General features: G+C 63.5%; 15 protein-coding genes. 14 read left to right on the forward strand and 1 reads right to left on the reverse strand.

The window, feature by feature from the left end:
• Window positions 1-3 precede the first annotated feature (3 nt).
• From DLM46_RS09480 to DLM46_RS09545, 14 genes are all read left to right on the forward strand, one after another.
• Window positions 4-1755 (forward strand): IlvD/Edd family dehydratase, encoded by a 1752-nt coding sequence (locus DLM46_RS09480; RefSeq protein ID WP_115100506.1) that lies wholly within the window; start codon window positions 4-6, stop codon window positions 1753-1755.
• Between the two features lie 21 nt (window positions 1756-1776).
• Window positions 1777-3360, forward strand: coding sequence for an aldehyde dehydrogenase (NADP(+)) (locus DLM46_RS09485; RefSeq protein ID WP_115100626.1), 1584 nt, complete (start codon window positions 1777-1779; stop codon window positions 3358-3360).
• A 99-nt stretch (window positions 3361-3459) separates the two neighbouring features.
• Complete coding sequence (locus tag DLM46_RS09490; protein WP_115100507.1) at window positions 3460-4389, forward strand: dihydrodipicolinate synthase family protein; 930 nt, start codon at window positions 3460-3462, stop codon at window positions 4387-4389.
• A gap of 58 nt (window positions 4390-4447) precedes the next feature.
• Entirely contained in the window at window positions 4448-5377 is a 930-nt protein-coding gene (locus DLM46_RS09495; protein ID WP_115100508.1) for a Gfo/Idh/MocA family protein, read from the forward strand.
• 83 nt (window positions 5378-5460) lie between these two features.
• A complete protein-coding gene (locus DLM46_RS09500; RefSeq protein WP_115100509.1) occupies window positions 5461-6465 on the forward strand; it encodes an arabinose ABC transporter substrate-binding protein in 1005 nt (334 codons plus the stop codon).
• A gap of 119 nt (window positions 6466-6584) precedes the next feature.
• Window positions 6585-8126, forward strand: a complete 1542-nt coding sequence (gene araG, locus DLM46_RS09505; RefSeq protein WP_115100510.1) for an L-arabinose ABC transporter ATP-binding protein AraG — start codon at window positions 6585-6587, stop codon at window positions 8124-8126.
• Window positions 8127-8200: 74 nt separating this feature from the next.
• Window positions 8201-9211: an L-arabinose ABC transporter permease AraH gene (gene araH, locus DLM46_RS09510; protein WP_115100627.1), complete on the forward strand. Its 1011-nt coding sequence runs from the start codon at window positions 8201-8203 to the stop codon at window positions 9209-9211.
• Window positions 9212-9471: 260 nt separating this feature from the next.
• Entirely contained in the window at window positions 9472-10440 is a 969-nt protein-coding gene (locus tag DLM46_RS09515; RefSeq protein WP_115100511.1) for an ABC transporter substrate-binding protein, read from the forward strand.
• Between the two features lie 102 nt (window positions 10441-10542).
• Complete coding sequence (locus DLM46_RS09520) at window positions 10543-12057, forward strand: sugar ABC transporter ATP-binding protein (protein ID WP_115100512.1); 1515 nt, start codon at window positions 10543-10545, stop codon at window positions 12055-12057.
• The gene (locus DLM46_RS09525) at window positions 12054-13094 is read left to right on the forward strand and encodes an ABC transporter permease (protein ID WP_115100513.1); all 1041 of its coding nucleotides are present in this window, start codon (window positions 12054-12056) and stop codon (window positions 13092-13094) included. The genes DLM46_RS09520 and DLM46_RS09525 overlap by 4 nt, the downstream gene beginning before the upstream one ends.
• Window positions 13091-14170, forward strand: coding sequence for a galactofuranose ABC transporter, permease protein YjfF (yjfF, locus tag DLM46_RS09530; RefSeq protein ID WP_115100514.1), 1080 nt, complete (start codon window positions 13091-13093; stop codon window positions 14168-14170). Before DLM46_RS09525 ends, yjfF begins: the two co-directional genes overlap by 4 nt.
• 623 nt (window positions 14171-14793) lie before the next feature.
• Window positions 14794-15345, forward strand: coding sequence for an aldose epimerase family protein (locus DLM46_RS09535; protein WP_208866254.1), 552 nt, complete (start codon window positions 14794-14796; stop codon window positions 15343-15345).
• A 183-nt stretch (window positions 15346-15528) separates the two neighbouring features.
• Window positions 15529-16641 (forward strand): aldose epimerase family protein, encoded by a 1113-nt coding sequence (locus DLM46_RS40145; RefSeq protein ID WP_115100516.1) that lies wholly within the window; start codon window positions 15529-15531, stop codon window positions 16639-16641.
• Window positions 16642-16808: 167 nt separating this feature from the next.
• Window positions 16809-18395 carry a methyl-accepting chemotaxis protein gene (locus tag DLM46_RS09545; RefSeq protein WP_115100517.1) on the forward strand — a complete coding sequence of 529 codons (1587 nt, stop codon included), beginning with the start codon at window positions 16809-16811 and terminating at the stop codon, window positions 18393-18395.
• A gap of 101 nt (window positions 18396-18496) precedes the next feature.
• Here the strand turns inward: DLM46_RS09545 and DLM46_RS09550 are convergent, their stop codons facing one another.
• Window positions 18497-21814: a hypothetical protein gene (locus DLM46_RS09550; protein ID WP_115100518.1), complete on the reverse strand. Its 3318-nt coding sequence runs from the start codon at window positions 21812-21814 to the stop codon at window positions 18497-18499.
• Window positions 21815-22236 lie beyond the last annotated feature (422 nt).

Raw genomic sequence — 22236 nt, forward strand, 5'->3', positions numbered from 1 at the left:
ACGATGTCGGCAACCAAACCCAAACTGCGCTCCCAACTATGGTTCGGCACCATGGACAAGAACGGCTTCATGTACCGGAGCTGGATGAAGAATCAGGGCATTCCCGATCATGAGTTCGACGGCCGGCCGATCATCGGCATCTGCAACACCTGGTCGGAACTCACGCCCTGCAATGCGCATTTCCGCAAGCTCGCGGAGCACGTGAAGCGCGGCATTTACGAGGCGGGCGGCTTCCCGGTCGAGTTTCCGGTGTTCTCGAACGGCGAATCGAACCTGCGTCCTTCAGCGATGCTCACGCGCAATCTCGCCTCGATGGATGTGGAAGAGGCGATTCGCGGCAATCCCATCGACGCCGTCGTGCTGCTGTGCGGCTGCGACAAGACCACGCCCGCGCTGCTGATGGGCGCGGCGAGCTGCGACGTGCCCGCCATCGTGGTGAGCGGCGGCCCGATGCTCAACGGCAAGCTCGAAGGGAAGGACATCGGCTCGGGCACGGCCGTGTGGAAGCTGCACGAGTCGCTCAAGGCGGGCGAGATCGACCTGCATCATTTCCTCTCGGCCGAAGCGGGCATGTCGCGCTCGGCGGGCACCTGCAACACCATGGGCACGGCCTCGACGATGGCGTGCATGGCCGAGGCGCTCGGCGTCTCGCTGCCGCACAACGCTGCGATTCCGGCCGTCGATGCGCGCCGCTATGTGCTCGCGCATTTGTCGGGCATCCGCATCGTGCAGATGGCGCTCGAGGACCTCACGCTCTCCAAGGTGCTGACGCGCGAAGCGTTCGAGAACGCGATCCGCACCAATGCCGCGATCGGGGGCTCGACCAATGCCGTGATCCACCTGAAGGCGATTGCGGGGCGCATCGGCGTGCCGCTCGAGCTCGAGGACTGGATGCGTATCGGCCGTAATACGCCGACCATCGTCGATCTGCAGCCCTCGGGCCGCTTCCTGATGGAAGAGTTCTATTACGCGGGCGGTCTGCCGGCAGTGCTGCGGCGCCTGGGCGAAGCGAACCTGCTGCCGCATCCCAATGCGCTCACAGTCAACGGCAAGTCGATCTGGGACAACGTGCGCGAAGCGCCGAACTACAACGACGAAGTGATCCGGCCACTTGACGAGCCGCTGATCGAAGACGGCGGCATCTGCATCCTGCGCGGCAATCTCGCGCCGCGCGGCGCGGTGCTGAAACCGTCGGCGGCGACCCCCGAACTGCTCAAGCATCGCGGCCGCGCCGTGGTGTTCGAGAACTTCGATCACTACAAGGCGACCATCGGCGACGAGTCGCTCGATGTCGACAAGGACTCGATCCTCGTGATGAAGAACTGCGGCCCGCGCGGCTATCCGGGCATGGCCGAGGTCGGCAACATGGGCCTGCCGCCCAAGCTGCTGCGTCAGGGCGTGAAGGACATGGTGCGCATCTCGGACGCACGCATGAGCGGCACGGCCTACGGCACGGTGGTGCTGCACGTCGCGCCGGAAGCGGCGGCGGGCGGCCCGCTCGCGGCGGTGCGCAACGGCGACTGGATCGAGCTCGATTGCGAGGCGGGCCGGTTGCATCTGGACATTAGCGACGAGGAACTGCTGCGGCGTCTCTCCGACGTCGATCCGGTGGCCGCGCCGGGCGTGGCGGAGCAGCAGGGCAAGGGCGGCTATGCGCGTCTCTATGTCGATCACGTGCTGCAGGCCGACGAAGGTTGCGACCTCGATTTCCTCGTGGGCAAGCGCGGCGCCGCCGTGCCGCGCCACTCGCACTGATTGGGAGCGCGAAGCATGACGATGCAGCTGACGGGCGAACTGCTGATCGCGGGCGCGGCGAGACGCGGCGCCGGCGCGCCGTTCCAGGCGCTTGACGCCGCGACGAACGAGCCCATCGCACAGCCGGTTTTCCATAGCGCCTTGACCGCCGATGTCGATGCGGCGTGTGAACTCGCGGACGAAGCGTTCGACCTCTATCGCGGACTGCCCGCCGAAAAGCGCGCGCAATTCCTCGACGATTGCGCGGCGCGCATCGAAGCGTTGGGCGAGCCACTGATCGAACGCGCGATGGCCGAAAGCGGTCTGCCGCGTGCACGCCTCGAAGGCGAGCGCGCACGCGCTGCGAATCAGCTGCGCATGTTCGCGGCGCTCGTGCGCAGCGGCGACGCACTCGACGCGCGCATTGAGCCCGCGCTGCCCGAACGCCAGCCGCCGCGCACCGATCTGCGCTTCTGGCGCATCGGCGTCGGCCCCGTTGCGGTATTCGGCGCGAGCAATTTCCCGCTGGCGTTTTCGGTGGCGGGCGGCGATACGGCCTCGGCGCTCGCGGCGGGCTGTCCCGTCGTCGTGAAGGCGCATCCGGCGCATCCGGGCACCTCTGAACTCGTTGGACGCGCAATCCAGGAGGCCGTTGCGGCGGCCGGGTTGCCCGCGGGCGTCTTTGCACTTCTGTTCGACGCGGGCCACGAAGTCGGCGGCGCGCTGGTGCAGCATCCGGCGATCCGCGCGGTGGGCTTCACCGGTTCGCGCGCGGGCGGCCTCGCGCTTGTGAGGCTCGCGGCAGCGCGTGCCGAACCGATTCCGGTCTACGCCGAAATGAGCAGCGTGAATCCGAACCTGCTGTTGCCGGGCGCACTCGCCGCGCGCGGCGAAACGTTGGCGCGCGAGTTCGTCGCGTCCGCGACGCTCGGCTGCGGGCAGTTCTGCACTAATCCGGGCTTGATGCTTGGCCTCGCGGGTGCCGGGTTCGACGCCTTCGCCGCCAACGCCGCGCGCGAATTCAGCGCCGCGCCTGCTGGCATAATGCTCGCGGCAGGCATCCTGCGCGCATACGAGCGCGGCATCGAGCGTCTCATGCAGCATCCGAAAGTGATGACGCTCGCGCGCGGCGCGGCAGCGCCGGGACGTGCCCAAGCGGCGCTCCTGCGCGTGAGCGCGAGCGACCTGCTCGCCGATCCCACGCTCGGCGAAGAAGTGTTCGGTCCGAGCAGCGTGCTCGTGGAATGCGCGAACGAGGTCGAGTTGCGCGCGGTACTGCGCAAAATCGAAGGCCAGCTGACGATCACGCTGCACATGGAGGCCATCGACGCCGAACTCGTGCACACGCTCTTGCCGCTCATCGAGCGCAAGGCGGGCCGCGTGCTCGCGAACGGCTTTCCGACCGGTGTCGAAGTGTGCGACGCGATGGTCCACGGCGGCCCATTTCCAGCGACCTCGGATGGCCGCAGCACATCGGTTGGCACTGCCGCCATCGAGCGCTTCCTGCGCCCCGTGTGCTACCAGAATCTCGCCGACGGCCTGTTGCCCGACGCGCTGCGCGACGCCAATCCGCTGAACATGCGGCGCCGCTTTGCAGGCAAGCCGGAAACGCCGCGCGCGTCATAACGTGGGGTTACGCCCGGCGCCGCGCGCCGAAGGCGGATCCACACGCGAATCGTGAAGGCGGGGCCTTCGACGAACGCTATTTTTTGCAGGATTGGAGTTATGACAACGAGTCGTACGCCCCGTTATCAGGGCATTTTCCCCGTAGTGCCGACCACCTTCGCCGAGACCGGCGAACTGGACCTGGAAAGCCAGAAGCGCGCCGTCGATTTCATGATCGACGCGGGCTCGGACGGCCTGTGCATTCTCGCTAACTTCTCCGAGCAGTTCTCGCTCTCCGACGAAGAACGCGAAATCATCACGCGCACGGTGCTCGAACACGTGGCGGGCCGCGTGCCGGTGATCGTCACGACCACGCACTACGGCACCAACGTGTGCGCGGCGCGCAGCAGACGCGCGCAGGAGCAGGGCGCCTCAATGGTCATGATCATGCCGCCGTATCACGGCGCCACCTTCCGGGTGCCCGAGCCGCAGATTTACGAGTTCTACGCGCGTGTGTCCGATGCGCTCGACATTCCGATCATGATTCAGGACGCACCCGCGAGCGGCACGGTGCTGTCGGCGGCGTTTCTCGCGCGCATGGCCTGCGAAATAGAGCAGGTCTCGTACTTCAAGATCGAAACACCGGGTGCGGCAAACAAGCTGCGCGAGCTGATCCGCCAGGGCGGCGACGCCGTGGAAGGTCCGTGGGACGGCGAAGAAGGCATCACGCTATTGGCCGATCTGAATGCCGGCGCCACCGGCTCCATGACGGGTGGCGGCTTCCCGGACGGCATTCGCCCGATCATCGAAGCGCATCGCGAAGGCCGTATCGATGACGCATTCGCGCTCTATCAGAAGTGGCTGCCGCTCATCAATCACGAGAACCGCCAGGCGGGCCTGCTCGCCTGCAAGTCGTTGATGAAGGAAGGCGGCGTGATCGCCTGCGACCTACCGCGTCACCCGCTGCCGCCAATGCATCCGGAGACGCGCGCCGAGCTGATCGCGATCGCGAAGCGTCTCGATGCGCTCGTGCTGAGGTGGGCGCAATGAGCCGCGACTGCCTTTGGCGAATCGCTCTGGCTCAGCAAACATTGGGCGGAGAAACACCATGAATTCGACTTTTACGCTGGCCGTGGCCGGCATCGGCAAGATCGCCCGCGACCAGCATCTGCCTGCTATCGCGGCAAACGCGGGCTTCGCGCTGGTCGCGTGCGTGAGCCGCAGCGCGCAGGTCGAGCAGGTTCGCAACTATGCTGACATCGATGCGCTGCTCGCCGCCGAGCCTGACCTCGACGCCGTCTCGCTGTGCACTCCGCCGCAGGTGCGCTACGCGCAGGCCCGCGCGGCGCTCGAGGCGGGCAAGCATGTAATGCTCGAAAAACCCCCGGGGGCGAGCGTGAGCGAGGTCGAGGCCCTGCGCGAGTTGGCGCGCGCCCGGGGACGCACGCTCTTTGCCACCTGGCACTCGCGCTATGCCAGTGCCGTGGAGCCGGCGCGCGCGTGGCTTCAGGGACGCACGATCCACTCCGTGCACGTGCGCTGGAAGGAGGACGTGCGCCGCTGGCATCCGGGCCAGCAATGGATCTGGGAGCCAGGCGGCCTTGGCGTGTTCGATCCGGGTATCAACGCGCTCTCCATCGTCACGCACATCCTGCCGCGTGAAATCATGTTGTGCGGCGCGCAACTGCTCGTGCCGCGCGATGTGTCGACGCCGATCGCGGCCGAACTCGACTGCATCGACACAGAGGGCGTACCGGTGCGCGCCGAGTTCGACTGGCGCCACGGTCCCGTCGAACAATGGGAGATCGACGTCGAAACCGCCAACGGGTTGCTCTCGATCACGGAAGGCGGGAAGCGTCTTTCGATTGCGGGCGAACCGGTTGTGCTCGAAGGCGAGCGCGAATATGGGGCGCTCTACGAACACTTTCACGGACTGATCGCGCATGGCGCCCACGATGTGGACGTGCGCCCGCTGCGCCTCGTCGCCGATGCGTTCCTGCTCGGACGGCATGTCGAAGTCGAGGCGTTCGGCCGCTAAACCTTAGTCTGCAAATCAATCGCCAGAAATCACTGCAATACCTACGCACGGTTGACCACAACCACACATCCCGGAGACAGAGTATGACCAGCAAGATCCGCCGCCTGACCCTTCGCGCCACCCTCGCAGCGATGTGCATCGCACCGCTCGGCATGAACCTCGCGGCGCGTGCCGATGCGCCGCTCAAGATCGGATTTCTCGTGAAGATGCCGGAACAGGCATGGTTCATCAACGAACAGAAAGCCGCGACCGCACTGGGCCAGAAGGACGGCTTCTCGGTGGTCAATATCGGCACGCCGGACGGCGAAAAAGTGCTGGCTGCCATCGACAACCTCGGCGCGCAAGGTGCCAAAGGCTTCGTGATCTGCGCACCCGACGTGCGGCTCGGACCGGCGATTCAGGCGCGCGCGAAGCGCTACAACATGAAGTTCGTCACCGTCGACGATCAACTGGTCGACTCCGCCGGCAAGCCGCTCGCGAACGTGCCGCATCTGGGCATGTCCGCGTTCAAGATCGGCAATCAGGTCGGCACGGCGATCTCCGATGAAATCAAGCGCCGCGGCTGGAAACCGGAAGAAGTCGGCGCGCTGCGCATCACGAACTACGAACTGCCGACCGCGAAACTGCGCACCGACGGCGCGACGCAAACGCTGCTCGCCGGCGGCTTCAAGAAGGAAAACATCTTCGACGCGCCGCAAAAGACCACCGACGACGAAGGCGGTTTCAACGCGTCGTCGCCGGTGCTGGCGCAGCACCCGACCATCAAGAAGTGGGTGGTCTTCGCGCTCAACGAGGAGAGCGTGCTGGGCGGCGTGCGCGCTACCGAGCAACTGCACATTCCGGCAGCGGACGTGATCGGCGTCGGCATCAACGGCGCGGGCGAAGCGTTCGCCGAGTTCCAGAAAAAGGAACCGACGGGCTTCTACGGCACGATCGCCGTGAGCTCGACGATGCACGGCAAGGAGAGCACGGAAAATCTCGTTCAGTGGATCAAGGGCGGCAAGGAGCCGCCTGCCGATACGCAGACCACCGGCAAGCTGATGGTGCGCGGCAATTGGCAGGACGTGCGCAAGGAACTTGGTATCTAAGCACGTCTGTATGAGCTGACAACGTTCGGTGCGGGCCATGACCGTTGCCTGATAGCGGTTTCTCAGGCGAGGTGTTCGCGGTGTGGCCCGCAGACGTGTCCATCTGCAAAAGGCATTCGATGACGGTTTCACAATACAACCAGGCGCGTGCATCCTTCGCGCCGGCGTCCGCCGATACTCGGGCGTATCTGCAGCTCGACGGCATTACCGTACGCTTTCCGGGCGTGTTGGCGCTCGATCAGGTGTCACTCGATGTGCGCCGCGGCGAAGTACATGGCCTGATGGGTGAAAACGGCGCGGGCAAATCGACGCTGCTCAAGGTGCTCTCCGGCGTGAACCAGCCGGCGGCGGGCACCTTGTCGCTCGATGGCGTCGAGCAGCAGTTCGTCACCACCAAGGCGGCCATCGCGGCCGGCGTCGCGATCATCTATCAGGAACTGCATCTGGTGCCGGAACTGACGGTTGCGGAAAACCTGATGCTCGGCGCCCTGCCCAATCGTTTCGGCGTGCTGGACGAAAAAACGCTGGTTGCACGCGCCATTCGCGAACTCGAACGACTCGGCGAGAAGATCGATCCGTCGCAACAGGTGAAAAATCTGTCGATCGGGCAGCGGCAGATGATCGAAATCGGCAAGGCCCTGATGCGCGACGCACGCGTGATTGCGTTCGACGAGCCGACCAGTTCGCTTTCCGCGCGCGAGACCACGCAACTGTTCCGGATCATTCGCGCGCTGAAGGCCGAGGGCCGCGCGATCATCTACGTGACGCATCGGATGGACGAAGTCTACGAACTGTGCGATCGCGTGACGGTGTTTCGCGATGGCCGCCACATCGATACGTTCGAAGCGGGTGAAGGACTCGATCGCGACCGTCTGATCAGTAGCATGGTGGGCCGTTCGATTGCGGACGTGTACGGCTATCGTCCGCGTGCAACTGGCGACGTGCAGCTCGAGGTCAAGGAATTGATGGGACCGGGCCTGAGAGAACCCGCGTCGTTCTCCGCACGCGCCGGCGAGATTGTCGGCTTCTTCGGACTCGTGGGCGCGGGCCGCTCCGAGTTGATGAAGCTGATCTACGGCGCGGTGAGGCCCGCTGGCGGCGAGATCACGCTCAAGGGCAAGCGTGTGCGCTTTGCCACGCCGCGCGATGCGGTGCGCGCGGGCGTCGCCTTATGTCCCGAGGACCGCAAGCAGGAAGGCATCGTGTCGATCGCCTCCGTCTCGGACAACCTCAACATCAGTTGCCGGCGCCACTTCAGCCGCTTCAGCGTGCTCAACGGCCGCAAGGAAGCGCAGACCGCGAAGGACTTCATCGCCAAGCTTGCGATCAAGACGCGCAACGGCGAGACGCCGATCGGCACGCTCTCCGGCGGCAATCAGCAGAAGGTGATTCTGTCGCGCTGGCTCGCGGAAGAGATCGACGTATTCCTGATGGACGAACCCACGCGCGGTATCGACGTCGGCGCGCGCAGCGAGATTTACGGCCTGCTGTATGGACTTGCCGAAGCGGGCCGCACGGTGATCGTCGTGTCGAGCGATCTGGCTGAAGTGATCGGCGTAGCGGATCGTGTGCTCGTGATGAAGGAAGGCCGCATTGTCGGTGATCTGCCGAAGGCGCACGCCACGCCCGACGCATTGATCAAGCTCGCTCTGCCGCGCTAATGCGCTACGGTATTTCGTACCACGCAACTGAACAGGAAGTTGGTTTTGTAAAAGGCCTCAAGGAAATAGACAACATGCAAACGCAATCAAGCTCCTCCGATCCGGGCAGCTCGCCGGCCGTCTCCAACGGTATCAGCGCACGCGCCGCGCGCACCTGGGACCTGGTCAACAAGTCCGGCATCGTGATGGTGTTCATCATCCTGTTCGCCGTTCTGTCGTTCACGGTGCCGGACTTCATCAGCTCGCGCAATATCCAGGGGCTTCTGCTGTCGGTCACGCTGATCGGCTCCATCTCAGTCACGATGATGTTCGTGCTCGCGTTGGGCGAAGTGGATCTGTCGGTCGCGTCGATCGTCGCTTTCGCGGGCGTGGTCGCCTCCACCCTGATCACCGCGACGCATAGCGTGCTGCTCGGCGTTGCCGCCGGCGTGCTGGCGGGTGGCGCGGTCGGGCTCGTGAACGGCGTGCTGGTCGCGCGCTACAAGATCAACTCGCTGATCGTCACGCTCGCGATGATGGAGGTGGTACGTGGCCTCGCCTTCATCACGTCCAACGGCGACGCGGTGATGATCTCGGAAGAGCGTTTCTTCGACCTGGGCGGCGGCTCGTTCCTCGGCATTTCGTATCCGATCTGGAGCAACATCGTCGGCTTCGTGCTGTTCGGCTTTCTACTGAAAAAGACCGTGTTCGGCAAGAACGTGCTGGCCGTCGGCGGCAATAGCGAGGCGGCGCTGCTCGCGGGCCTGCCGGTCACGCGGATCAAGATCACCGTGTTCGTGCTGCAGGGGCTCGTCACCGGTTTTGCCGGCGTCATGCTCGCCTCGCGCATGAGCCTCGGCGATCCGAAAACCTCGGTCGGTCTTGAACTCGGTGTGATTTCCGCGTGCGTGCTCGGCGGCGTCTCGCTGACGGGCGGCGTCGCGACGATTTCCGGCGTGCTGGTCGGCGTACTGATCATGGGCTCCGTGCAGGATGCCATGAGCCTGCTGAATGTGCCGACCTTTTACCAATACCTGATTCGCGGCGGCATCCTGCTGCTCGCGGTGCTGTTCGATCAGTTCCGTCGCAGCAAGCGAGCAGTCTGACCAGCGGGCTGGCAGCCGAGCGCGACGAAGTCGCTCACGAAACAGGTGGTTATACGAATAATAAGTGGCTTCATGGAGGAGGAAATAGACGGATACAAACCCTTGCTCGATTCCAGCCTTGCAGAACACCGTCCTGCTTCAGGCATGCCGCAAATCAGCCTTGAAGGGGCGCTGTCGGGAATAGTTTCACGCTGAAGCGCGAGCGTTATCACGTGTGGCACGGCGCTAAAAAGAAACCAACCAAAAATCGGAGACACAACATGAGACTTATCGGGAAGCTCGCAATCGGCACGCTGATCGGCACGACGCTAACGCTGGCAGCAGGTGTCAACGCATCGGCGCAGGAAAAGCAGATCACGCTCGGGTTTTCGCAGGTCGGCGCAGAGAGCGCATGGCGCACGGCCGATACTGCGTCGGTAAAGACCGCCGCGAAAGAGGCGGGCATCAACCTCAAGTTCTCAGATGCGCAGCAGAAGCAGGAAAACCAGATCAAGGCGATCCGCTCGTTCATCGCGCAGAAGGTCAACGTGATCGCGTTCTCGCCGGTCGTCGAGTCTGGCTGGGAGCCGGTGCTGGCCGAGGCGAAGGCCGCGCACATTCCCGTGATTCTGACTGACCGCGCGGTCGACGTGAAGGACACTTCGCTCTACGTGACGGTGATCGGATCCGACTTCATCGAGGAAGGACGGCGCGCTGGCCGCTGGCTCGAAGAACGCTACAAGAGCGATGCGGGACCCGTCAATATCGTCGAGCTGCAGGGCACAGTCGGCTCTGCGCCGGCCAACGACCGTCACGCGGGCCTGATTGAGGTGATCAAGAACGATCCGAAGTTCAAGATCATCGCATCGCAGAGCGGCGATTTCACGCTTGCAGGCGGCAAGCAGGTGATGGAAGCGTTCGCCAAGACTTACAGCAAACAGATCAATGTCGTCTACGCGCACAACGACGACATGGCGCTCGGCGCGATCCAGGCCATGGAGGAAGCGGGCATCAAGCCGGGCAAGGACGTGAGCGTCGTCTCCTTCGACGCGACGAAGGGTGGTTTCCAGGCGATGGTCGCGGGCAAGATCAATGTGGACGTCGAATGCAGCCCGCTGCTTGGGCCGCAGTTGATGGCTGCGGTGAAGGACGTCGTCGCGGGCAAGCAGGTGCCGAAGCGCATCGTGACAAACGAGACCGTTTTTCCGATGAACGTTGCGGCGCAGATCCTGCCGACCCGCAAGTATTGACACAGGCCGCCGTCGGTACCCCGTGCTCCGCGGCTCGGCGCGCACCGCCCGGGCCGTGTCTTCGACCACTTTGACGGGACGGTCTTCATGTCCCATTCGCCCATGATCCACGCACCCATTCTTGAGATTATCGGCATCGACAAGACGTTTCCAGGCGTCAAGGCGCTGCAGCAGGTGAATTTTCGCCTCTTTCCCGGCGAGATTCATACCCTGATGGGTCAGAACGGCGCGGGAAAGTCGACGCTGATCAACGTGCTGACCGGCGTGTTCGGGCACGATTCCGGCGAGATCCGGCTCGGTGGCGAGACCGTGCGCTTCGCGGCCCCGCTCGAGGCCGAAGCCGCAGGCATCCAGACGCTCTATCAGGAAGTGAACCTGTGTCCGAACCTGTCGGTCGCGGAGAATATCTTCGCCGGCCGGCAGCCGAAGAGGCGCGGTGCGATCGACTGGAAGGCAATCAACGCGCGCGCCCGTGAAGCGCTCGCGGACCTGGACCTTTCCCTCGATGTCACGCGCTCGCTCGACGCTTATCCGATCGCGGTGCAGCAGATGGTCGCGATCGCGCGGGCGGTGTCGGTGGATGCACGCGTGCTGATTCTCGACGAACCGACCTCGAGCCTCGACGACGGCGAGGTTGCGCGCCTCTTTGCCGTGTTGCGGCAACTGAAGGCGTCGGGCATGGCGATCCTGTTCGTGACGCATTTTCTTGAGCAAACCTACGCTGTGTCCGATCGCATCACGGTGATGCGCAACGGCGAGCGCGAAGGTGAATATCTCGCGAAGGACCTACCCGTCGAGCTGCTCGTAGCAAAGATGACGGGCCATGAGCGGATGCGAGAGAGGCTGAAGAATGGCGCCTCGGACGTCGCCCGCGAGGACAATCGCGCGGCACCTTTCCTGTCGATGCAGGGCGTGGGCCGGCGCGGTCTGATGAACCCGGTCGATCTCGATGTGCGTCCGGGGCAGATTCTCGGGCTCGCGGGGCTGCTCGGTTCGGGCCGCACCGAGACGGCGCGGCTCGTGTTCGGTGCGGAGCGCTCGGACGCCGGCACGATGCTGGTCGACGGACAGAGCGTGAAGCTCGCTTCGCCACGCGATGCCGTGCGGCACGGCATCGCGTATTGTCCTGAAGATCGCAAGAAGGAGGGCATCGTTGCTGCGCTGTCGATCCGCGAGAACATCATTCTCGCGCTGCAGGCGCGGCGCGGCTGGTGGCGCATGCTGAGCCGGGCGCGGCAACGCGAGATTGCCGACGACTACATCGCGCGCCTTGGCATCAAGGCGCGCGACGCCGAGCAGCCGATCGGCCTGCTTTCAGGCGGCAATCAGCAAAAGGTGCTGCTTGCGCGTTGGCTGGCGACCGAGCCGAAGCTGTTGATTCTCGATGAACCGACGCGAGGCATCGACGTAGCCGCGAAGTTCGACATCATGGATCGCGTGCTTTCGCTGTGCGCGAAGGGGCTTGCGATCCTGTTCATCTCTTCGGAGATGAGCGAGGTGGTGCGCGTGAGCCACCGGGTCGCCGTGCTGCGCGATCGGCGCAAGGTTGCGGAGGTCTCTGGCGAGAAACTGTCGGAAGATCAGGTGTATCGACTCATCGCCGGAGGCCAGTCATGAGACGGATTCAGGCATTGCTTCGTCATCAGTTGATCTGGCCGGCGCTCACGCTCGTGCTGCTATTCGCGCTCGACCTCGCGCATCGGGCCAGCTTCCTGTCGATCACGATCCTCGACGGCCACCTGTTCGGCGCACCGATCGACATCCTGAATCGGGCGGCGCCGCTCGTGATCGTATCGCTCGGCATGACGCTTGTGATCGCGACGCGCGGCATCGATATCTCGGTCGGCGCGACCGTTGCGATTGCTGGCGCGGCGGCTTCCATCGTTCTGGAAGCGGATCCGTCCCACGTTGGCGAGGCGCTGCTCGCGGCAGCCGGCGTAGGGCTGCTGGCGGGCATGTGGAATGGATTGCTGGTTGCGTTCGTCGGCATGCAGCCGATCATCGCGACGCTGATTCTGATGGTCGCCGGGCGCGGCATCGCACAGTTGCTGACGGGCGGGCAGATTATCCCGATCGACGCGCCGGGCTACCTGAAGCTCGGCGACGGCTATCTCGCGACGCTGCCGTGCTCGGTGTGGATTGCGATCGCCGTGACGGCGGCGAGCGCGCTGCTCGTGAACCGCACCGCGCTCGGACTCTTCATCCGCTCCATTGGCGTGAATCCGGTCGCGACCCGTTTGGTCGGCTTGCGCTCCACTGCGATCGTGTTCAGCGTCTATGTCTTCTGCGGGCTGATGGCGGCGATTGCCGGGATCATCGCGAGCTCAAACGTGCGCAGCGCAGACGGCAACAATGCGGGACTGCTGCTCGAGCTCGACGCGATTCTCGCGGTGACGCTCGGCGGCACCTCACTGCTAGGCGGCCGCTTCAGCCTGGCTGGCACGGTGCTCGGCGCGCTGATCATCCAGACGCTGACCTATACGACGTACTCGATCGGCGTGCCGCCGGAGGCGACGCTTGTCGTGAAAGCCATCGTCGTCGTGGTGGTCAGCGTGATCCAGTCCGAGGCAGCTCGCGCGTTGCTCGTCAAACAGCTAATGCGAATTTTCTCTTCCGCGCGGTCCCGCGCAACCACCGGAATGACAAACTCATGAGCAAGCTGATTGGTCGGTTGGCCGACCCGCGTACTTTGCCGATCGTCGTGACAATCGTGCTGTTTGCTGCGCTGTTCGGCTTCGGCTCGGTGATGTACACCGGCTTTTTCTCGATGCAGGTGCTGACCGGTCTGTTCGTCGACAACGCGTTCCTGTTGATCGTCGCCATCGGCATGACGTTCGTGATCGTGTCTGGCGGTATCGACCTGTCGGTTGGGGCGGTGGTCGCACTGACGACGATCCTCTGTGCGGTCGGCGCTGAACGGCTGCATTGGCCCATTTGGGTAATCGTGCCGCTCGTGCTGATGTTCGGTGCGCTCTATGGAGCGGCGATGGGCGCGCTGATCCACTTCTTCCGCCTGCAGCCATTCATCGTGACGCTTGCCGGCATGTTCCTTGCGCGCGGCGCATGCTTCCTGATCACGACGCAATCGATCACGATTAACGAACCGACGTTCCATGCGATTGCCGGCCTGAGCATGCCGATCGGCGGCGGCTCGCTCAACGCGGGCGCGCTGATGGCGCTCGCGACGCTCGCCGCCGCGATCTATGTTGCACACTTCACGCGCTTCGGGCGCAACGTATATGCGCTCGGAGGCAGTGAGCGCTCGGCCCTGCTGATGGGGCTGCCGGTCGCGCGTACGAAGGTTGCCGTGTACGCGCTGAGCGGCCTGTGCTCGGCGCTCGCCGGTGTCGTGTTCACGTTGTACGTGCTGTCTGGCTACGGGCTGCAGGCGCAGGGGATGGAGCTGGACGCGATCGCCGCGACCGTGATTGGCGGCACGTTGTTGACCGGCGGCGTCGGCTATGTGATCGGCTCGTTGTTCGGTGTCGGCATACTCGGCACGATCCAGACGTTGATCACGTTCGATGGCACGCTGAGTTCGTGGTGGACGCGCATCGTAATCGGCGCGCTGCTGTGTGTGTTCTGCCTGCTGCAGCGGATTATCGAGCGGCACGCGGTGCGTCGACGCTCAGGGGGTACAGGGCTCGACGCGAAGCAGGGAGTGCCTCCTGGCAAACGGGCACCGCCAGCGGGCGTTGGTGACGAGGCCGATTTCGTGACGATGGTGTGAGCGGCTTGACCCCGCAGTGGGTGAGGCGGTGACGTGAGACAACAACCGGGTACTCGTTAGATTGCAGTTTCGATGGAAGTTGCGCGATCACGAGCGCATAACCAGCGAACTGAAAGTCGTCCAGATGCAGGATGAAACGGACAACTGACAGGCATTTTGTCTGGAGGGAGTGGGGTATGTACATGGTAGATCCCCGCGAGGTCGATTCGGTTGCTTCAGCCGTTATGGACATCGCACGGAGGGGCGACGGCAGATCAAACGGGGCTGTGAATGTCGGCCACAGTGTGACACTGGCTAACGCCTATCTGAAGCTTGACGTTGTATCAGGCGTGGTTGGCGGCGCTACCCGGTTTGACTGGAATGATCGTGGTATGTGGGTGCCTGTGTTTCTCGCGCCTTCGGCGGCTACGTCGGGTGTGGATACCAGGCAACTCGCATGTCATCCCCTATTTTCAACTCCTTTTTGTTTGGATGAACGGCAGTCGTGCCTTGCGGGGTGTCTATCGGGACCACGGTGCGATTGCGCGGAGAATCGGGTCCCGGTCGGTGATGGTCGTGCTCCGGAGCATTGGGAAATTGAATCGGCGGACGCGAGGTGCGTGCGGCTGAGAACCGCAGGCACCTTGCGGAAACCGTATCACGCCACTCAGGCGTATCAGATCGACGGACCGACGCTGACGGTGACGATCGAGATCGAAAACAGGGGGCGTAGAACACTACCGTTCGGGATCGGCATTCGTCCATTTCTGGTACGTGATGCAGATACCGGACTGTGCGCGCCGGCTAGCGGCCTGTGGCTCGCGAGGGATGAGTGGGAGGCGCCGCGGCACGTTCCGACCCCGCCCGCCTGGCAATTCGGTGTGACCTATCCGCTGCCGCGGTCGCTGGTCAATCACGTGTTTACCGGTTGGGGCGGCCGCGCGCTCGTGGAGTGGCCCACGCGCCAGTTCTCGCTGACAATTTCCGCGAACACTGCCAACTACGCGCTCCATACACCACGTCAGGGGAGCTTCTTCTGCTTCCAGCCGGGTGACGGCCGGCCTGGTGCAGTGTCTCTTCCAGGGAGGGGCGGGGCAAATGGCCTGACGATGCTCGCTGCCGGCGAAAGACTGTCTCGCCGCTTCAGTTTCACTGCGGAACGTCTGGGATCGCTGGCAAAAACTGTACGACAGTGATTGGACGCCTCCTTGGGCGACCTTGCGCGGGGACGGTTCGCGCGATGCGCACGGCGTGCCACGTGGCACGCAACGAAGTTGTGCTGGACGGACGCGGCTCGTAAAGGCAGTGGGGCGGTGATTGAGGCGGTCGTGTTCTCGAATATGTTTTTGCGGAGGTGACGGTCTGTGCTGTCGAACAAGATGAATGGGGCTGGGAGGGTGAAGGTTGCCTCCTGGGGTACGTTGCCCGATGGGAGGACCGTACGGACGTTTACGCTCACGAATACGAACGGTGTGAGTGTCCGGATTAGTGATCTGGGTGCGGCGCTTGTCTCGTGGATAGCGCCGGACGGGGACGGCCTTCCAGGCGAGATCCTCTTAGGTCATGACACACCCGGTGAGTATCAGGCGTCCGGCGCGTATATGGGCGCGCTTGTCGGTCGATGGGCCAACAGGATTGAGGCAGCAAGGTTCAATCTGGACGGTGTCGAATATCCGCTGATTCCGAACGAAGGTCAGAATCTGCTGCATGGCGGGGCTAACGGATTTCACCAGATCCTGTGGGAGTCCGAACAGGATGGTGACTCGGTCATCATGCAGCTCGATTCTCCTGATGGCGACGGCGGGTTTCCAGGCAACCTGCAGGTGCAGGTCCGCTATACATTGAGTGACGATAATGCACTGGCGATTGAATACGTGGCACTCACGGATCGTGCAACCCCGGTTAACCTTACGAGTCACCCGTACTTCAACCTCGCGGCCCGGCCAGGTTGCGACATCCGCGCACACCGGATGAAGATACAGTCGGACGCCTATTTTGAGGTCGACGCAGCGCTTATCCCTCGCCAGTGCGCACCGGTGGACGGCGGGCCGTTCGATTTTCGGCACGAAGCTTCCATTGGTTCGAGGCTCGATGTTCGCCATCCCCAGCTGGAGCTCGCTCAGGGTTTCGACCACTGTTACGTGCTGCGTGACGGGGCAGACATACCGACGAATACGTTGGGCCCCGGACTCGTGGAATCATCGCGGGTGCGCCCGGTAGCAACAGTCGTCGACCCGGAAAGCCGACGCATGCTGACCGTATCGACCGACCAGGCCGGGTTGCAGTTTTACAGCGGAAACCGGCTTGGCGGAGCACAGGGACGAGCTGGTGTGCCCTATCGAAACCACGCCGGCTTTTGTCTGGAGGCAGGCGGGTTTCCGAACCAGATCAACATGCCGGACAGTCGTGCGGTCATAGCGACGAGCGAGGTCCCGTATCGTCAGGTGACGGTTTACCAGACTGGCGTGCTAGCGAGGCAGACAGAGCAGTAGGGGATCGGGCATGGCGCTCTGGCCGTGGTGTCGACTGGGGTCGGATATCACGGACTTGTTTATTCACAACAAGAACTCACCGCATTATTGCAGGTGCGGTAAACGATCCTGGCCGAGTTACACACTTTGTCGCACGATTCGCCAGGTCGCTACATAACGGGGCGAGCATGTTCAAAGGTTTGACCATTCGCGCGGGTTTGACGCTCGTGATCGCAGTATTCGTCACGATTCTCGCCGTCGAGAGCATTGCAGGTATCGGGGCGCTGAAGCTAGGCAATGACGCGCTACGTGAAATGTACGAAACCGATACGAGTGCTTTGCTCGCGCTCAAGACCAGCGATGCACTGCTTCAGCGCGCTCGCGTTTCGCTCGATAGCTACCATGCGCTATACGGGTTAGGGGATCCCGAACCCGCACTGCTCGACGCGGCACGCCTGGATATTCGCGAATCGGATCGCCAGTTCTCCAGTTTCCTTTCGTTGCAGTCCCAATATGCGGAATCACAGCCCGCCACGCAGTTGAAGACACAACGTCGCGCGGTCATCGACAAGGCGGTGCTGCCGGAATTGGAGGCGCTCGAGCACATGAACTTCGGTCGCTTCAAGGAACTGCAAGGCAAAGAAACCCAAGCGTCCGTCGATGCCTACCAGCGCACGATGAAGGAGAATGAGAATGCCGTCATTAACGGCCAGCACACGCGCTATGCACAAGCTCAGACGCGCTTCCGGATGATGGTTGCGATGCTTGCAGGAACGGCGCTCGCGGCGCTTGCGATCGGCATCTTCGCGCGGGCAATGCTGGTCGGAATTGTGGTCCGTCCCGTTGCGCAGATCATGGAGCACCTGCGGCGCATCGCGTCCGGCAACTTGAGCGGAGAGGTGCTGATTCAGCACCGCAACGAAATGGGGGCGCTGCTCGCCGACCTGAAGACGATGCAGGAGGCGCTGGTTCAGACCGTGCGAAGTGTGCGGACGAGCACCGAGTCAATCAACTGCGGCGCTCAGGAAATAGCGTCCGGTAGTGCGGATCTGTCGCGCCGCACCGAGCACCAGGCTGCCTCGCTCGAGGTTACGGCGGCACGCATGAAGCAATTGACCTCCACGGTGAAACAAAACGCGGAGAATGCTGACAAGGCGAGCAGGCAGGCGTCGAAAGCATCGCAGACGGCGTCCGCTGGCGGACAGGTCGTCGACGACGTTGTCAGAACCATGCAGGGCATTTCGGTTCATTCCAGCAAGATTGCTGAGATCGTGGGCTTGATCGACAGCATCGCATTCCAGACGAACATTCTTGCCTTGAACGCTGCTGTGGAGGCCGCGCGGGCGGGCGAGCTGGGGCGAGGGTTCGCCGTGGTCGCGAGCGAAGTCAGAAGCCTCGCCCAGCGCAGCGCCCAGGCAGCGAAGGAAATCAGACAATTGATCGATGGCACGGTTGGAAAGATCGCCGAAGGCTCGGCGCTCGCCGAGCGTGCGGGCCGTACTATGACCGACGTCTTGTCGTCGGTGACGTCAGTGAGCGAACTGATGATCGAAATATACGAATCCGCTCAGGAGCAAAGCCGAGGCATCGAAGAAGTCAGCAAGGCAGTCGTGCAGATGGATACAACGACGCAGCAAAACGCCGCGCTCGTCGAAGAGGCCAGTGCCGCTGCACAGTCGCTCGAGCAACAGGCCGTGCTGCTGAGCAGCGCCGTAGCCACGTTCAAACTGGATTCCGATGGGCATCGTCGAGAGCGCGTCCTTGATAGGGGGTGAGTGTGACGCGCGAGCAAACCAGCGCCCATGTGCAGTGTGTTGACGAACGGAGGGCCGCCGAGCGCCGCGATGCGAAGCGGACCGGCGACCCGTTGCGAGCGTTAGTGCAACCGCGGCGCGCGCCGCAGAACGATCGATACCGGAACATGCAGTTCGTGGCGATGCACGATTACCGTGATGACGTCGCGCTCGCGCCACGCACACCGGACCACGTCTTCGACGGCGTGCTCGCAGCTTCGGAACGTATGCTCGCAGCCGTCCTCGGAAAGGAGCCGGAAGCCGTCGAAGTCTCCGAAGCGATCGTAGCCGATTGAAGAGACCTTGCCGGTAAATTCGCGCGTGTGCTCGACGTGGACGTGAGCCGGCTTGGGTGGCACGCCGAGCGGCGAAGGTTCGATCGAGCCCGCGTTCCCGCCCAGTCCGTTCACTCGCCCCGCCAGGTACGAGATATAGCGTTGCAGCACCGGATACCACCGGTCGGATGGCGCCGTCTGGCTGAGGCGCCACTTCATGATCGCGAGCGTGTTCTCTTCAGGCTCGAGCAGCACGTCGTGCGTCGAGACCGGGATCGTCACCTGGAAGGTGCCGACGACGTAGCGCCAATTGAGCATCGCTTTGTCTCTGCCATCGCCGTTGACACCGACGCGCGCGCGGGTGCCCGGTTGTTGCGCGTTGACGGTCCGCTCGCTGACCTGCCGCGTGGACACGCGCCGCACGACGATCCTGAACGCCTGTCCCTTTACGACGGTAGGCGGCAGATCCACCGTGAAGAGCCCCGCGAAGTTCTGCCCGGCACCCGGGGGAATCGGCACATAGGTCGCGCCCGCCGTCACCGGACATTGCAGTGTGTGGGCGTCGCTCGCCGACAACTGGTGCACGGGATACATCCGCGTCGCCAGCTTGAGTACCTTCGCCGCATCGACCTGTGGCCAGTAGATGCTCGCCGTGCTGCCGACGGGCGTATTGCCCCAGTCGATCATCAGCTCGTCGGGCAGGTCGAGCAGTTCGCTCGAGCCTGCCAACACGGGGCGGCTCGGGCGCAGGTCGAACGTCTGCGGGATGCGGTGCGTCGCGCTTGCGCCGGGATTGTCGGAGGCCGTCACCTGCAGGTTGCGCTGAGCGAGCTTGTCGGAGTTCTCGGGGCTCATCGTAACGCCGTTCGTGTTGACGATCGGCGCGCCGTCGTAGGCGATCTCGGCGACGATGCAATGGTGCGTGCCCATCAGCCGCGACGGAACGGACTGGTTGTTGACGACGTTGTTCGTGTCGTACACGTTCAGGAAGCAGCCGAAATAGGCCCATACGTGGCCGCCCGCGCCTGCGCTCACCGGGCGGTTGTTGACGTTGAGGCCGGCGTAGTCGTTGATGGACGGATAGTTGCCGGTGGCGAAGAACGGAATCGTATCGGTCGCCGCGTCGGACACCGGCGACCCCGGACGGCCCTGCGCGTCCGGGTTGCTCGCATAGGTGGTGGTCGGCTGGAAGTCGGTGTCGTTCGACTGGGTCAGGAACATCCGGAAAAACACGCGCACGTTGGACGCCGTCGAGCCCGTCGGGCCGCCGGAGAGGCGCACGCGCGCCACCGCGAAGTTGTAGTTGATGTTGCCCGACGCATCGTGCGGCGTGACGGACGAGTCGCCCGTCAGCGCACCGCTCTGGTTCGGCAGAACCGAGGCGAATGGGTCGGTGCCGCCCGGGTCGCTGTAGCCAGAGTTCAGGTTGGTGATGAGCTGCTGGACGAATGCGTATCCGGCGTTTGCATCGAGCATCGTCGGGTTGGCGGTCGACAGCGTTGCACCGGCAACGGACGGCGGATTGGTCCCCGCGGTCAGGGTAAACACACGCAAGTCCTGGCTGAGCCAGAAGACGTTGTCCTGCGTGGGATCGACGTTGTTGAAATACGGGTCGGCCCCCGCGACCAGTTCGATGTCGGCCTGCGCCGAATAGCTCGTACCGCCAAGCAGGATATTCGCCTGGAGCAATTCGAAGAATGGGCCGGCCGATCCGGTCGGGAACGCGCTCAGTGCGGACGCGGGGAACTTGATCGTGCACGGAATCAGGATACGTTGTGGCATCCACTGGGCGGCCATGTTCTCGAACACGGGTGTGCCGGCAATGATGCCACTCGCGCCGACGATGCCTGCGAACGCGCCCGAAAACGTCGGTACGGTGCTGCCCAGCTCGCTCGGCGAGAACCCGTCCAGCACGACCCAGAACGCATCGCCGTAAGTCTTCGTTTCCTCGACTTCGTCGACGCCGAAGGTGCTCTTGTCCACCCACAACGAGCAGGTCTTCGCCAGGCGTGAGAGCCACATCACCGCGTTCACGTAGTACGCGAGCATGCCGTTGAGCGCGTCGGGCGGCAGCCCCAAGTTCGAGTTTGTCGGGCCGACGCCGGGGGTCGTGCTCGCGCTCGTCGGATCGCCGGTCACGTTGATGTCCATATAGTGATGGAACGTGGAGCCGGTCAGCACGCGTCCGACCCCGGCGTTGTAGCCGTCGTATGCGCTGATCGCGCCGATCGTCTTGGGCGGAGTGTCGGTCGCCACGCTCGTGTATGCACCGCCCTGACCGACGGTCGTGTGGCCCGGAATCTCCGTGACCGTCGCGACGACGCGCGGCGTCTCCTGATGGCCGGCGACGTTCGGGTACTCGGTGAAGCTGCGCGTGCCGAGCGTCGCGCCGTTGTACGTGATCTGGGGACCGGTGAGAAATGCCGCTGGCGCCGTGATCGCTTCGCCTTCGTGCATGTGATCGGGGAACTGCGTGATCGTGCCGCTCGGTCCCTGCAAGACGGGATGCACGGGCGCAATCGCGGTGATCGGCTGTGGCGTGGGGTCCGACTGGCCGTAGAAGTAGAACTTGCCGTCGGCACTGTCCGGGCGCAGCGTATCGGTCCTCGGCAAGAGGCGCGTTTCGCCTCCGACAATGCCGCCCGTCGACCAATTGGAGGGAAAACCCGCGCGCGGATGTTCTGCCTCGTACCACTTGCGCATGGTGCGCACGCGCGGGATGTCGCCGCACATGTACGCGCCGAGGCCGTCATGGTCGCCGACTGCGAAAACCCCGCCACCGCTTTCCATGAAATCGGCGATCGCAATCAGTTCGTCGGGCATGAGAGGCGACGAGCCCGGCTCGAGGCCGCCGTCGTTGTAGCCTTCGTCGCCGAACAGGCACATCACGTCGTAGCTCGTGAGGTCCGCAGGCGTGAACGTGAAATTGCCGGGAATCGTCACGTGCTGCTCATGGTTGGTGGCGCCTCGGCGGTGTGCCTTGGCAACGGTGAAGACCGGATCGGTGCTCGCCTGAAGCGCACCAATGAAGGCGTTGATCGTGAAGACGCCTTCGGTGGTGGTGCTGGTCGGATCGAAAGTGAAACGGTTGCCGTCGGCAACGATCAATACGTTGATGGCAGACATGTCGCCCCCTTGAAGCGGCCGCGTGATGTGACGGCCGAATGACCGACCCCGGCGAGCCTCGCGCGACGCAACGCGGATCGCCTGATGGTTTCGGTCCGGGTACGGCTCTTCGGGGTTATTCGTCTGATAGAACGAGGTGTCGCGGCGAATTTTTCAACTTCGGCTCGCGCGCTCGTTCAGGTTCGGAATGAGCTGTTGGCCAATGGCCAACAAACCACGGACACACGTTGGCGTTTATCCGGCGATTACTCGGCTGAACCGGCTCCAGGCACTTCAGCCTTGATCGCGATCCATCGTGGAATTTCCCGTCGCCACAGGTGGTTACGCTCCGGCTGGGAGAGCGCGCAGGCCACTGGCACGCTGGTTGCGATTACTTGAATGAGGAGGCGGCGTGCGCCTCATTCAAAGCCCACAAACTTTTT

This window comes from Paraburkholderia lacunae (assembly GCF_003353175.1).
Classification (GTDB): Bacteria; Pseudomonadota; Gammaproteobacteria; order Burkholderiales; family Burkholderiaceae; genus Paraburkholderia; species Paraburkholderia lacunae.